The 14,744-nt window shown below is 33.2% G+C and carries 12 protein-coding genes; all 12 read right to left on the bottom strand.

Annotated features, from left to right (window positions below):
* Positions 1-18 precede the first annotated feature (18 nt).
* The gene (locus ACSQ6I_RS16895) at positions 19-1,851 is read right to left on the bottom strand and encodes a hypothetical protein (RefSeq protein ID WP_438891450.1); all 1,833 of its coding nucleotides are present in this window, start codon (positions 1,849-1,851) and stop codon (positions 19-21) included.
* A 167-nt stretch (positions 1,852-2,018) separates the two neighbouring features.
* A complete protein-coding gene (locus ACSQ6I_RS16890) occupies positions 2,019-3,365 on the bottom strand; it encodes an HAD-IA family hydrolase (protein WP_438891449.1) in 1,347 nt (448 codons plus the stop codon).
* A complete protein-coding gene (locus ACSQ6I_RS16885; RefSeq protein WP_438891448.1) occupies positions 3,366-4,040 on the bottom strand; it encodes a hypothetical protein in 675 nt (224 codons plus the stop codon). It abuts the gene before it with no gap.
* Positions 4,041-4,043: 3 nt separating this feature from the next.
* The gene (locus ACSQ6I_RS16880) at positions 4,044-4,793 is read right to left on the bottom strand and encodes an ABC transporter ATP-binding protein (protein ID WP_438891447.1); all 750 of its coding nucleotides are present in this window, start codon (positions 4,791-4,793) and stop codon (positions 4,044-4,046) included.
* On the bottom strand, positions 4,794-5,600 hold the full coding sequence (locus ACSQ6I_RS16875; RefSeq protein ID WP_438891446.1) for an ABC transporter permease: 807 nt from the start codon (positions 5,598-5,600) through the stop codon (positions 4,794-4,796).
* 386 nt (positions 5,601-5,986) lie between these two features.
* Positions 5,987-6,985 (bottom strand): glycosyltransferase family 2 protein, encoded by a 999-nt coding sequence (locus ACSQ6I_RS16870; RefSeq protein ID WP_438891445.1) that lies wholly within the window; start codon positions 6,983-6,985, stop codon positions 5,987-5,989.
* A 36-nt stretch (positions 6,986-7,021) separates the two neighbouring features.
* Complete coding sequence (locus ACSQ6I_RS16865; protein ID WP_438891444.1) at positions 7,022-8,332, bottom strand: glycosyltransferase family 2 protein; 1,311 nt, start codon at positions 8,330-8,332, stop codon at positions 7,022-7,024.
* A gap of 3 nt (positions 8,333-8,335) precedes the next feature.
* On the bottom strand, positions 8,336-9,241 hold the full coding sequence (locus ACSQ6I_RS16860; protein ID WP_438891443.1) for a class I SAM-dependent methyltransferase: 906 nt from the start codon (positions 9,239-9,241) through the stop codon (positions 8,336-8,338).
* A 43-nt stretch (positions 9,242-9,284) separates the two neighbouring features.
* Positions 9,285-10,394 (bottom strand): UDP-galactopyranose mutase, encoded by a 1,110-nt coding sequence (gene glf / locus ACSQ6I_RS16855; RefSeq protein ID WP_438891442.1) that lies wholly within the window; start codon positions 10,392-10,394, stop codon positions 9,285-9,287.
* A 13-nt stretch (positions 10,395-10,407) separates the two neighbouring features.
* Positions 10,408-12,267, bottom strand: coding sequence for a glycosyltransferase (locus ACSQ6I_RS16850; RefSeq protein WP_438891441.1), 1,860 nt, complete (start codon positions 12,265-12,267; stop codon positions 10,408-10,410).
* Between the two features lie 890 nt (positions 12,268-13,157).
* Positions 13,158-13,901, bottom strand: coding sequence for an ABC transporter ATP-binding protein (locus ACSQ6I_RS16845; RefSeq protein WP_438891440.1), 744 nt, complete (start codon positions 13,899-13,901; stop codon positions 13,158-13,160).
* Complete coding sequence (locus ACSQ6I_RS16840; RefSeq protein WP_438891439.1) at positions 13,902-14,708, bottom strand: ABC transporter permease; 807 nt, start codon at positions 14,706-14,708, stop codon at positions 13,902-13,904.
* Positions 14,709-14,744 lie beyond the last annotated feature (36 nt).

The raw sequence follows: 14,744 nt of genomic DNA, 5'->3' as shown, positions 1-14,744 counted from the left end.
TCTTCTTTGTCAATTAACTTAAAAATACCTGAAGCTCTGCTTATCACTTGATTCTTCTAATTGCGACTTTGATGATGATAACTCAGCAATTATCTTGAAAAATAACTTAGCAGCATCAGCCAAAAAATTATATAATTTAGGTCGATGATACAATGTTTTAATTAGCCTAACAGCAACAGGTTTTAGCATTAAAGCAATTTTGATATGTAACATATCTTTGACTTTTTCAAATGGGTAATCGGGAACAGATAAATTTTTCAATCTCATTTGTACTTGTCCTGTTTCTAAAAGACTTTGCAAAAATGCTCTTTCGTCAAAATAATGCACTGTTTTAAAATTTTTAACAATAGCAGCAAGTAAATTTTCATCTGCTATAGGACGGCGTAAAACTAGCTTGTGCATAGTCTTAATCTTATCTTCAACACTCATCTGACAAAACATCATTCTTATACTATCTATCGTCATCAGTTTGTAATACCAAACAAATATATCATTGATGGATTTTATATTTTCTATCGGATGAGCATGGAGAATATAACAGGGTATGTTATTACTAAATATGACTTTTAAGGCACTTGTAGTTTCTATTTCATACTTCATTTCCATATAACCAGGCATTAATTTTTCTATAAATCCTTCGTAAATGTATAATGATGAAAAGTAGCCATTTGTCCCATCTAAATACCTATTTGTGTTAATAATTCTGTGTGGAATTTCTTCAACAGCGTGGGCAAAGGAAACTGTTTCAAATTGTAGTTCAGTATTGATTCTCAAGCAATAACCGTTCGTAGTAAAATCCTGGCAAAATTTAATATCTTCAGGACTATACCAAAACATATCCTCATCTTGAGGAACTTTTAACATAAGTGACTTTTTAACTATAAATATTCCACCTGCAATATAAGCAAGAATATCCCAATCATCATATTCTAAAAAGAAATAGCTAAATTTCCATCTAACATCCTTATCAAGTTGCACACCGTAAGGTGACATCATCCAATCTTGAATTCTAGCTGGGTAAATACGTAATGGACTGCGATACAGAACTTGCTTGACTCCTAGTATTTCAAAGTCATTACCCCATTCATCCATTTTTTCTACAAAATCTTCTGGGATAATATAACGATCATGCAATATTATTAAGTTCTCGTAGCTAGCTGCTTGAGCTATTAAATTTTTCTTCTTTGTTATCCAGCCTTTATCATCATTTTCAGTAAAATGGATATATTTAACATTTTGATCATCTATAAATAAGTTGTATGTACCACAAATTATTACTTCCCATTCCTTTAGAGGGAGTTTTTTAATTCTTTCTATCTGTTCCGCAATAAATTTATCTTTCTTACCATTACCTATAAAACCAAACGTCCATTTTCTTATGTCGCTTTCTTCTACTCTAGGTACAGAAGTTTTTTGGAAAGCTACTATTTCACAACCAGAATTTTCTATTGCACTAATAAACTTAAAACTACCCTTATAGTCTTCAAATAACTGCCTTTTTAAATGTTTTTCTGTCTCTCTAAATTCAGGAGAATTAATAAAGACTAAATAAGCATCTTCTTGTAAAGAATAGAAGAATTCATTAATGATGATTTTGTCAAATTTAGTCCAAAATAATCTATCTATACTTACAATTAAGCGAACATTTTTATCACTACTTTCTTTAGATAACCTATAATTTTGGTTGATTATTTTTTCATCAAGAATATATGATGAATTATTAGTATTATCTTTAAGATATATGTGAGCTTCTGGTGATTTAGATATAACAATTGAGCCTTCTTGTTCAAAAGTTAAAGGTAACTCTAATTTATTCAAAAGCGAATTTAATTCAGGCAAATTTATATTCATTTTACAGTTAAATTTTTGTGGTAAATCTATATCTATGCAAGATAAAATTCATCTACCCTTAGACGAAATTAATTTCAGATACTTACTATAGCGTTACGTAAGCTAATATTTAAAAGCGTATCACTATAGTTATAACTGATTTTATAAATACCGATTTTTTGGAAAAGTTAATGAGAACTTTTTATTCTCATAAACTCATCTAGGTCTTCTGGTGTCCCTAAACCATGCATCGCACTTCTATCAATATCATGAATATATACTGATTTACCAGCTTCAACATATTCATTGAATATAGGACAAACATAAAATTCATTGTTGGTTCTAATATTCTTGGTAATCATTGAATTTGCAAATTTTACAAATTCCCAAGCTCGTCTGTAATAATATATTCCAACTGTAGCATGATTGCTGATTGCGTCTTTTTCGGCTACTTTTCTTACTAAGCCATTTTCATCTGCATCAGCATAACTCCACTTACTTTCAGAAGCTTGAAACGTTAACATTCCTGCATCTGCATTAAGTTCTCTCATTTTTTGAACGAAATCAGCCACAGAAGCATCAACATATTGATCAGAATTAGCTACTATCAGTTCTTCATTATCTGTTAAATAGTCTTCAGCTAACAAAACCGTACAAGCAGCACCTTCAGTTAGTTGATCTACACAGACAATTGAAGAATCAGGTCTTAAAGATTTTAGATAGGTACTAAGCTTATAATTATCTAAATGTTGCTTACGACATAGAAATATAAAATAGCTATTAGTCAGATTAATATTTTCCACAACCCACTGGATCATTGGTTTACCAAAAACACGAATCATTGGTTTAGGATCAATATACCCGGCTCTAGCAAATCTACTTCCCTCACCCGCCATAGGAATAACTACTTTAATTTTACCAACATTTTTTAAACTGTTCATAAGTCTCTCTAAATTTACTTCTGATGGTTCACTAACTTTACAAATATGTGCGCCACAACCTTGAGCAGCTCTTAAACCAGCCTCTGAGTCCTCTACAATTAAACATTCTTCAGCATCTAAACCCATCTTTGTCATTGCTGAAAAATACATTTCGGGTGATGGTTTGCCATTTTGTACATCTTCATTACTTAATAAAAATTCAAAATAGTCTATTAAGTCTGACTTCTCCAACATTAATTTGACAGTTTCTAGTCTTGAATTAGAGCAAACAGCTACTCGATATCTTTTGTGAAGATATTCCATCATGGCTAGTTTATCAGGCTGGGGTTGACATTTTTCGTTGATTATTTCAAAAGTATATTTTTGCTTCTTATCGTTAATTTCTTGATGAACTTCTCTGGGTAGAGCATATCGAATAGAGAGTATTTCCAGCTTAGTTCTTGTTGGTAGTGCTTTAAAAAAGTATATATGCTGTTCTCTTGTAATAGATAAACCATAAGGTTGTAAAGCATGGTTTAAAGCTTCAAAATGCCATTCATCTGCATCAACAAGGACTCCATCAAGATCAAATAAGACTGCTGCTACTTTTTTCATTTACTTTATCTCTTTTAAAAAATCTCTCAACATTATAGGATAATCAGTGCAGATTCCTACAACATTCCATGCGACAAATTCCTGACACCTATTTATAGAAGTCTTGGCGGAATGTTTATGTAGGTCTGGCGCAACAGCATATACCTTTTTCCCAGCCATATTTAGTTTTTGAATAATTTCCTCTGAAACCCAAAAACTATCAAACTCATCTAACCAAACCACCTGTGATTTGGATGCAATAGCACGCTCTAATGTTTCACCTCTATCACTAACTCTGATAGCTATTTCTATTGTTGAATCTAGATTCTTGTAAATAGACGATAATAATTCATATTTTTCTATTCCAACTACCAATTCTAAATCAAATAAAAACACTTTCAACTTCTTTAAATGATAAATACTTTCAACCAAATAATTTTCATGACCATTATCCTTAATATTAATTGCAATTGGTATTTTTGGATAATCATGAATAAGTTCAACAATTTCTGCCCATGACTGTTCTTTATTTGATATTACTGGATCGTGTTTGGCGTAAAGATTACCTTCATAGTTTCGCACATCTAACTCTAAACCGAACCCTAAATCTAGACATTCCTTACAAGCATTAGCTGTATTTTCTCTAGAATGATCTAGTCCGTTGATGTTTCCACGATGTGCCAGTATTTCGACCATAAATTAATTTTTAAATAATTTTATGTTTTCATTGAGATAGGCTTCTATAGCATCACAGGGTTTTCCTTCAAAGAATAGCTTACCTTTATGCAACCAAATGGACTGATCACATGATTGTTGTATAAAATCTAAATCATGAGACACTACTAAAACCGTTGTTTCTCCATTCCAAAACTGATTTATCCTTTGCTTACACTTGTTCTTAAAACTCTCATCCCCCACTGACAATACCTCATCCAAAATCAGAATATCCGGCTGCACATCAGTAGCAATAGAAAACCCTAACCGTGCCACCATACCGGAAGATAAACCCTTAACTGGAACTAAAGCATAATCCTCCAATTCTGCAAACTCCAAAATTGAATGCGCTCGTTCTTTCATCTCAGCCCTAGAGAAGCCCAACAATACACCATAAAGGAGTATATTGTCCATCACAGAAATTTCTGCATCAAAACCTGCTCCTAGTTCAATTAAAGGTGCAATTTGACCCCTGACTCTAACTGTTCCGGTAGTAGGCTGAAGAATCCCAGAAATTATCTTTAACAGCGTGGATTTACCAGAACCATTCGCACCAATTATACCTATTTTTTCTCCCTTTTCAACCACTAAGTCAATATTGTCCAAAACTAATTTCTTGGCAGGTTGATGATATTTACCCTCTAATATAGAAAGTAGTGTTTTCTTCAGGTCATAAGAAAACTCTTCTTGCGTCCGTCGCCACAGCGAAACATTATCCAGGCGAATTACTTCCATTTACAGTAAATCCATAAACTGATGTCGCCAAACATGAAAACAAGTCCATCCCAAGGACAAAATAATGATGCCACTAAGCAAAGCGCCCCAAATTAAACCTAAATCTGGTGGAGAACCCGATAATGTAATTTGACGCAGACTTTCAATAATTGGGGATAGGGGATTTAAGCTGAGAAAGGGCTGTACCTGCTTTGGGACGATCGCTGCTGGATAAAATACAGGACTACTAATCCAAATCACAAAGGTAACTAACTCATAAAAGTAAGGTAAATCCCTAAAAAATACATACAAGGCACTGACTAAAAACCCAATTCCTGTGGAAACTAATACTAATGCCAGAAATGGAAATACCAAGGCCAGGACATTAACTAGACTTTTGGAATTGATTAAAGTCATGATTGACAGCAATGGAAATGCTCCTACTGAAAACTGAAACACGTTCGCCGTAATCATTGATACAGGAAAAACGCTAACTGGTAGACGAATTTTGTTCAATAATGCGCCATTACCTACGACACTTGTTAAAGCTTGAGATGTGGAAGCTGAGAAAAAATTGATGACTACCAGCCCTGTGAAGGCTGCTAATACGTAATTTAGGATTGAGTTGCCATAATAGGATGCGAAAGTAGCTCCAAAAATGGCGGTGTACAGCCCTGTCATTATTAATGGGTTCAACAACGACCAATAAACCCCCAGGAATGATCCCCGATAACGTACTTTGAGAGTCCGCACTACCAAGACGTGCAACAGTTCCCAGTAACGCTGCACTTGCAACCCAGTTAAATTGTCTTTGATAGAAATGGTCATCCTTAAGCACCACCGCAGGCCATAGCCAAGTTATTACGGCATTTTATACTATTTTCAGTATTAATTTAACCTGAACTATCAGGCTCAATGCCTGGGGAGAGTTTAAAACCCTGTAGGCATTGCTGCGCTTGCCGTGTAGCATCTCGTTAGTGTAGCCTCTATCTACGACACGCTCTGTGAACATAGACAAGATAAGCAATCTTCATATCTTGCACCATTATCTTTAAATTGCCAAAATAAAGGTTTAGAAAGCTAATTATTTAATTATTTGGTAGTGTAAGCATTGCTCATTCTACCTTTATTGAGAATAGATAACATATATGGAGCGCAATTTTTCTGATAAAATTTGCGCTTTCTCCCTTTCTGCTGCTAACTCCCGTTCTGCCTCAATCAGCTTTATAACTAGAGCTAGGTACTTTACTAGAATTCTGATGATTACTTTGATGCCAAGCAATACCAGCGTTCCAACCAGCATAAATGCCCTCAATAGCTTCTTGAATATATTGCCATAAAATTTGATTGGCAAGACGATGAGTAAATTTAAGCCGAATTATCCTCAGTAAACATCGGTAAATCAAAAGTAGAGTTAGACGTATGAGCAAAATTGCCAAAGGAAGTCTTTTGTAAGCGTGCTTTAAAGCAAAGTATGTGGTATTTTTAGCTAGAGAATACCAACAAGTAAGATGCTTTTGATCATAACGATTATGACTAGGTTGAGGATAGTGATCCACCACAGTATCACAATAGTGGATTTCATAACCTGCTTGAATTAAACGCAGACATACATCCGTTTCATCTAAAAAATATTCAAAAAATTCATCATAGCCATTAATCTCTTCCAGAAATTCTTTACGGTAAGATGAATTTGTTCCCATCAAACCATTGTACCAAAAACCCTGTTCTTGATTATAGTTGATAGCATCCCCAGGACGAATTGGAATTGTATTACTAATACAATTCGTAATACCTCGATGATATTGTAAAGGATAACCCGGAGTTGTCATATCTCGTACAGTGCCACCAACACCAGCACATTTATATCCATACAAAGAATATGTTGATATTAATTTATCTAACCAGTCAGTGGGCGGAATCGCATCATCATCTATAAAAGCAATTATTTCCCCCGATGATTTTTGTATACCTATATTTCTAGAAACGCTAAGATTTTTATAGCTTGATATAAATATTTTAATACTAAAATTAAATTCTTTTTTTAAAATATTTAGCATTTTTAATGTATTTTCATTGACTGAAGAATCTACAATAATGACTTCAAAATGGTCATAATTAATATGATTTAAAGATTGAATAGTTTTTTGCAGGGAAGCCGAGCGATCTGCTGTACAAATAACTATAGATATCAATATATTTGTGTTTGACATAGTAGCAATTATTTCCAATATTGTTAATGATAAAAGTTATCTTGCATCTGCTGATTTACTTACTAAAATACTCATTTGCCAATATATTTTCATCAACCGATAAAATACTTGGAGACTGTTGAGTAGTACATTCATGAAACTTATATTTACTTGTATGTAACCTGCATCAGTGAAAAAATAGACTTTCTTCGCTAAATTTAAGTAAAACAGTTCCGGTTGATAGCAGCTAACTATTGCCAAATCTACAGGCTTAAAAAAATAAGATATGATCCAGATATAAATCCGATGTAATAAATTCTTGGGTGGATACCAAAGAGTAATTTTTTTATTTAGTTCTAATTCCTGCCAAGCATCAACTTGAGAATTTTTGTAATAAATCGTAGATGAAACTACAACTTTTAAATTATCAGTAATAATTTCAGGTAGAGTATATTCTCGATATGGAAGCTTATCTGCTATTTTACCTTTAACTCCCTTGAGAAAATCTTCCAATCCCCATAAATAAATTTCTACCAAAAAAAATCGTCCAGTGAATGAATAATAAATTAACTTTGGTAAAAGTAATTGCAGACGTTTTAATAAAAGTTTTGGGTGATATTTCTGCCAGCAATAGCATAAATTACGTTCATCATAATAACTAACCCAAGGACGATGTTTAAAATCAGGAGAACAATGCCAAACAATAGATGCGGGATGAGCAGCAATAACCCAACCAGCTTGTTTTGCTCTTAAACACCATTCAACATCATCAAAGTGCAGAAAATAGTTTTCAAATACCCCTATTTGCTTAATTATTTCACGTCTAAATAATAATGATGCCGCAGCACAAATATCTACTACCAGATAAGGTTTTCCTGCTAATATTTCTTCTGTAGATATGATAGGAGAGTTACCTAAATAGGTTTTTAAATGTGCTTTTTTGTGATGAAGATAACTGCCTATCTCTTGAATAATTTTTGGCTGTTCTGATTTTCTAATTTGAGAACCTACTAAGCCTACTTCAGAATAGTTTTGCAAAGTTTCTACTAAAGGAAATAAAGATTCATGATCTAAGCGTACATCATTATCTAGTAACCAAATGTAGTCATAATTGAGTTGATTTAAAAACTCCATTCCATAAGAAAAGCCACCAGAACCACCTATATTTGCACCTGTTTGGAGAACTTTGACTTGGGGATAATGTTCTTGAATATAAGATTGTGTACCATCATTTGAAGCATTATCAACAACAAAAATATCTAGATATATCCCATGCAAATCTAGTTTGTTAATATCTTCAATTAGTAAACAAACATCTTTAATTTTATTCCAAGTGACAATGATAGCTGCGACTTTGGCAATTTTCATAAATCATTTATTAAAATCAATAATACCAATACCCATCCACTCTTCAGCAATATGACTAATTTCTAAAATTGAGGCTGACTGACAGTAGGATAATTTGAGTTCATTCCAACATCTTCTAGTACCACCATCTAAATGATCATATTCGGCTGCATTAATATCATGGAAGGCGCAAACTTTCCCATAACGTCCCACATTTAAAAAATCCCTTTTCATCCCATGATATGAATGATCAGCATCAATATAGACAACATCAAATTCTGAGCCTATAAAATCAGCAGATGTAGCAGGAATAGCTTTTTCCAGCGGTAAAATAGATGAAAAATATTCCCAATCTCTAAAGTTATCCTCTATATCAACACAGGTATACTTGAAATTGTTGTTGAATTTAGATAAAACAGCACAGCATAGAGCAGAAAATCCTCCGTACATCACTCCAATTTCTAGAAATGAAAGTGGTTTTTTATGAATACAATAAATTAAAAAATCTACTAGTTCTGTAGGAATTTGAATTGATCCATAATCAGAAGCATTGACATATTGTTGATAAGGAGAATAAAGACTCCATCCCTGATAAGGACAGCCATAATCTTTGATTTTTTCTAACAAAAACTCTCTATTTTTTAATTCTTCTTTTGAAGAAGATAAAATTGATTCAATGACAATTCTACCCTTTTCTAAATCATATTCCAGTGCTTTTTTATTCATGATATCTGGAATGTTTTCGACTTTCTTTTCAGAAGATAAATATTGATTTTCTGACTCAAATTTTTGATAAAAAAGTTTTAAATTTTCATGTTCTAGCTTTAAATTCTCATAAGAAATGATTAATTTTTGAAAAGCTGTATCTCGATCACGTAGAAAAGCACGGAGAGATTTTGGTACTATTTGTGTAAATGATGTATAAAACAAAGTATTTCTCCTCTAATAATTGCCTCTAATGATTATTAGTAAACTAATAAATTTGACTAATCCTGTTTTCAAACACCGTGAGAGCGGCAGCAATAACCTGATCCATGTTGTAATATTGGTATTGCGCCAATCTACCTACAAATGTTACTGTTTCCAGCTTATCTGCTTCACTTTTGTACTGCTGAAATAACTCACGATTTTCTGGACGCGGAACGGGGTAATAAGGATCTCCTTCCGCTTGTGGGTATTCGTAGTAAATAGTAGTTTTAGGATGTTTTTGTCCAGTCAGATGTTTAGATTCAACTACCCGTGTAAAATCATAATCGTTGGGATAATTGACAACAGCAACTGGTTGAAAATATTCCATATCATGAGTTTCAAACTCAAAGCGCAATGAGCGATATGGAAGTTTACCAAATTTATAATCAAAAAATTGATCGATGGGTCCAGTATAAATTAAATGGTCAAATTTCAGCCATTTTTCTACTTCCTGAAAGCTGGTATTTAGCATAACTTTAATGTTGGGATGTGCCAACATTTTTTCAAACATTTTCGTATAACCATGTAGTGGCATAATTTGATATTTATCAGCAAAATAGCGGTTATCTCTATTGGTTCTCACGGGAATACGAGCGCAAACTGAAGCATCTAGCTCATGCGGCCAGAGGTTCCACTGTTTGTAAGTGTAGTTTTTAAAGAATTTCTCGTATAAATCAGTTCCTACTTTACCAATTACAGCTTGTTCTGAGTTTTCAATTCTGTCATATCTTTCTTTAACTTGCTCATAAAATTCTTCAAGTTGTCGGCTATTAAGATTTAGTCCATACAGTTTATTAATAGTATTCAGGTTGATGGGAATTGGGTACAAATCACCATCTACTTTAGCTAAAACTTCATGCTGATAAACTCGCCATTGAGTAAACTGTGAAAGGTAATCAATGATTTTTTTGCTATTAGTATGGAAAATGTGCGCTCCATATTTATGAACCAATACCCCAGCATTATCATAGAAGTCAAAAGCATTACCACCAATATGATTGCGAGTATCAATAACTAAAACTTTACGATCTAAGTGCGTAGCTATACAATTTGCTAAGGTGCAGCCAGCAAAGCCAGCACCAACAATCAGAAAATCAAACATTGTATTGTACATACTTGTATTTTTGTTATTTGGATTCTATTTCTAGATACTTTTTCCAGAAAGATTGACTGGTAAGCTTAGGTAATGATGTGATATATAGCTTTTTTAATTCTGGTAATTTGATTAGCATCACCAAGGCTAACCATAAGCCATGTATTAAAACCTGAAAGAACCTAACTCTGGAAAATTTAACTACGAATCCTTCTTGAGTTTGCAAGTTGTAATATAAAACTTTTTTGGCTCGAAAAACGTTTAAAGGTCTACCATTCCAAGCAGGAACAATACTATATCCCTTATCGGTAAATGTATCATCTTTAAAGAAAAATCCATTGGGTAAAAGATGACCATTAAGAGTTATGAGTCTGACAAGTCTATGTAACTTGTTTTCACCTTTTTCTAAACTAGTTATATATTTGCTATATATGAATGGTAATTCTGAATTTTTAGCTGTTTTTTCCGTAACTTTAGAAACCTCTTTGTGTTTGTCTTCTGGTTTGTTAGCAACTAGAGCATCAGGTCCTTGCAGAAAATCAATTGTTGCTTTGAGAATGCTCTCAGCCGTTTCATATCTATAACAAAATAGTTCTTTCAGTAATGGCTTAAAAAACCATTTAATAGCTTTAAGATTACTGAAATTTTCATGAAAATACAGGCAATTGAAAATCATACTATTTCTAAAATAATAGTATTCAATTAATGGGCTTTTTTTATTCTCAAATGGTTCATGCCAAACACATATACCATTCAAGATTATAATTTTATGATCTATTCTTTTGCAAAATTCCACATCGTCCATTCTAATAAAGAAAGGATATGGCAAGCCATGATCTTTGATAGCATTGACTGGAAAGCAAAACAACCACCAAGCGCTGTAATCAATATGTTCATCTATTTCATTGAATAAAGTAGCTGTTAATTTTCTCAAATCTATATTGGGTTTGACAGCAACAAAACCTTTGTCCCTATTCCAATAAGCTCCTCTTTCATGCTGTATATATTTTTTATCTAATCTCAACATACTGCTACCAAGACAGATGTCTTTCTGATTAGCTACGCTCAAAAAATTCCAGATTCTCTCCAATATTGCTGGCTCGAAGAGAATATCATCATCCATAAGAATAATGTGTGAAAATTCATGTTGCTGCTTTAAAACTTCCAGCATTCCTCTAGCAAAACCACCACTTCCTCCTGCATTTTTATTAGGTATTAAATGAATTATATGACTATCAAATTGCTCTAAAGTATTACCGTTATCAATAATAAATACTTCGATTTTATCCTCGCATCCATTTTGTTCTAACAAATATCTTGTTAACAATTCCATGTTTTTATAAACATAGCTTTCCCTTTTATATGTACATATAACAACTGCTAGTTTGATGTTTGGATCTGACTCTGTAAAAGTAGAAAAATACCCTGCGCTAATTTGGCACATATTTTCCAATGCTTCGATTTCCAGGTATATCATTCCTGTATATGCAGATATATCGAAGTTATCTAAAACTGTTATTTCTTCGAGTTTTTTGTTATTAATAATTTTTTGTGATAATAAAGTTTTAGTCTCATCTAATTTATCTATATTGTAAATATTGATTTTGAATGATCCTTTTAATTTGAGAGTAACTCCTATGCTTTTAACCTTGGTATATTCTTTCCACGTATCCGCAGAAAAAGCATTAAAATAGGTGTCAAAACTAACAATTCCACTTTTATCTAGTTCTAGTATCTTATTTTCATAGTTAAATAAAACTTGAGAATTACTTCTAAAAAATAGTTCTTCAACAGTGCAAATATCAGTTTTAGGAAAAATAATATTTTGAAGATGATTCGATCTCTCTTTTTGATTAATTTGATAAATGGGTGATAATTCTAGTTGGTTAACCATAGTTTGTTTTTACTCAATTTTTATTTTGTTTTAAAATGTTCTTCAGTAACTGTTATGCCAAACCATCAGTTAAAATGCCAACAGAATAAACACTTAATTCAGAACTACTTATTCTGTAGTAATAGTACTTTTTGCTGCTATATTACAGATTATAATTTCTGTAAAATAGATGTATAATTTAGCTTTTTTTGTTTTGATAAAGCAGCCATTTTCCTTAAATATCCAATTTAAATTAAATATTTTATGGCATTTTTTATACCTAAATTACTTTTTGTTTATGTCTAGATATACTGGCTCAATATTTAACAGTGAAAATCAATGAATCTGATGTTTTATTTGATTCTTAATTTTTTGGAGATTCCAAATGGAATTTTATACATTTACTTTCCTTGTAATGATGTCATGTTACTTAGTAGCGATGCTAAAAAATGAGTTCATGGTGATGTATATAAATACCTGAAATCTCCTAAAATTTTTTTGAGGATACAGCATATTTTTAGCTTAAAAGAAAGCTTCTAATACCATATTACAATTCTTCCTAGTAGCACCTGAAACTCGAATTAGGATGAAGTTTTTTGTTTAAGTAGGACTTACATACTAACTCTGAAAATCGAGATTATTTCTATTGCTTTAGCAAGGTGGGAGATGCCTAAAGCCTAGTTTTTCAGAGGGTTGGAGTATCTGCTGAGTGTGTAAGTTCTATTAATACAACTAAAGGGATATAAAAGAGGTAGGAGTTTATTAAGGAACTTTGTATCAAGTCCACCTATTCTCGTTACGCCTTATAGCTATAAATCCTTCAGGATTTATACTGTGTCAGCATAGATATTGAATCTAGAAACAAAACTTTACAGATCTAAATATACGGACTATTTTATCTCAACTTGTATTTATTCTGGGATGACTTGACCTGCAAGATAAGATTGGACTGCACGCTCTGCTGTTCCTATAAAATTGATTTTTCCCTTCTCTAACCAAATTATCTGTTTGCAAGACTGTTTCATAAAACCCAAATCATGGGATACTACCAAAACTGTTGCTTCTGCATTCCAAAATTTATCAATTCGTTGTTTACATTTATTTTTGAAACTCTCATCACCTACTGATAAAACTTCATCCAGAATCAAAATATCAGGTTGTACGTCTGTAGCGATCGCAAAACCCAACCGTGCTACCATGCCGGAAGATAAACTTTTTACCGGAACTAAAGCATAATCCTGTAATTCTGCAAACTCTAAAATTGAATGCACTCTTTCTCGCATTTCTATCCTGGAAAAACCCAGTAGTACACCATAAAGTAGGATGTTGTCTATTACAGATATTTCTGGATCAAAGCCTGCTCCTAGTTCAATTAAAGGAGCAATTTTACCCTTGACGCGCACTGTGCCGATACTTGGTTGTAAAATCCCACAAATGACCTTTAAAAGTGTGGATTTACCAGAACCATTGGCACCAATAATACCTATTTTTTCACCTTTGTCAACTGCTAAAGCAACGTGATCTAGCACTAATTTTTTTGCGGGTTGGCGATATTTACCTTCTACAATAGAAAGCACAGTTTTTTTAAGGTCATAAGAAAACTCTTCTTGCGTCCGTCGCCACAGCGAAACATTATCCAGGCGAATTACTTCCATTTACAGTAAATCCATAAACTGATGTCGCCAAACATGAAAACAAGTCCATCCCAGGGACAAAATAATGATGCCACTCAGTAAAGCGCCCCAAATTAAACCTATATCTGGTGGAGATCCTGATAATGTAATTTGACGCAGACTTTCAATAATTGGTGATAAGGGATTTAAGCCTAAAAATGGCTGTACTTGCTTTGGGACGATCGCTGCTGGATAAAATACAGGACTACTAATCCAAATCACAAAGGTAACTAACTCATAAAAGTAAGGTAAATCCCTAAAAAATACATACAAGGCACTGACTAAAAACCCAATTCCTGTGGAAACTAATACTAATGCCAGAAATGGAAATACCAAGGCCAGGACATTAACTAGACTTTTGGAATTGATTAAAGTCATGATTGACAGCAATGGAAATGCTCCTACTGAAAACTGAAACACGTTCGCCGTAATCATTGATACAGGAAAAACGCTAACTGGTAGACGAATTTTGTTCAATAATGCGCCATTACCTACGACACTTGTTAAAGCTTGAGATGTGGAAGCTGAGAAAAAATTGATGACTACCAGCCCTGTGAAGGCTGCTAATACGTAATTCAGGATTGAGTTACCATAATAGGATGAGAAGGTGGTTCCGAAGATTGCGGTGTATAACCCTGTCATTATTAATGGGTTCAGTAGCGACCAATAAACACCCAAGAAGGAACCCCGATAACGCACTTTGAGAGTCCGCGCTACCAAAACTTGCAGCAGTTCCCAATAACGCTCTACTTGCAACTTAGTGAAATTGTCTTTGATAGATAGGGTCATCCTCAAGTACCATTGCACACCACAGCCAAGTTATTC

The sequence above is a fragment of the Anabaena sp. WFMT genome (assembly GCF_051781005.1).
Classification (GTDB): domain Bacteria; phylum Cyanobacteriota; class Cyanobacteriia; order Cyanobacteriales; family Nostocaceae; genus Anabaena.
The sequence above is the reverse complement of the archived record's forward strand: the minus strand, read 5'-3'. Positions and strand labels throughout refer to the sequence as shown.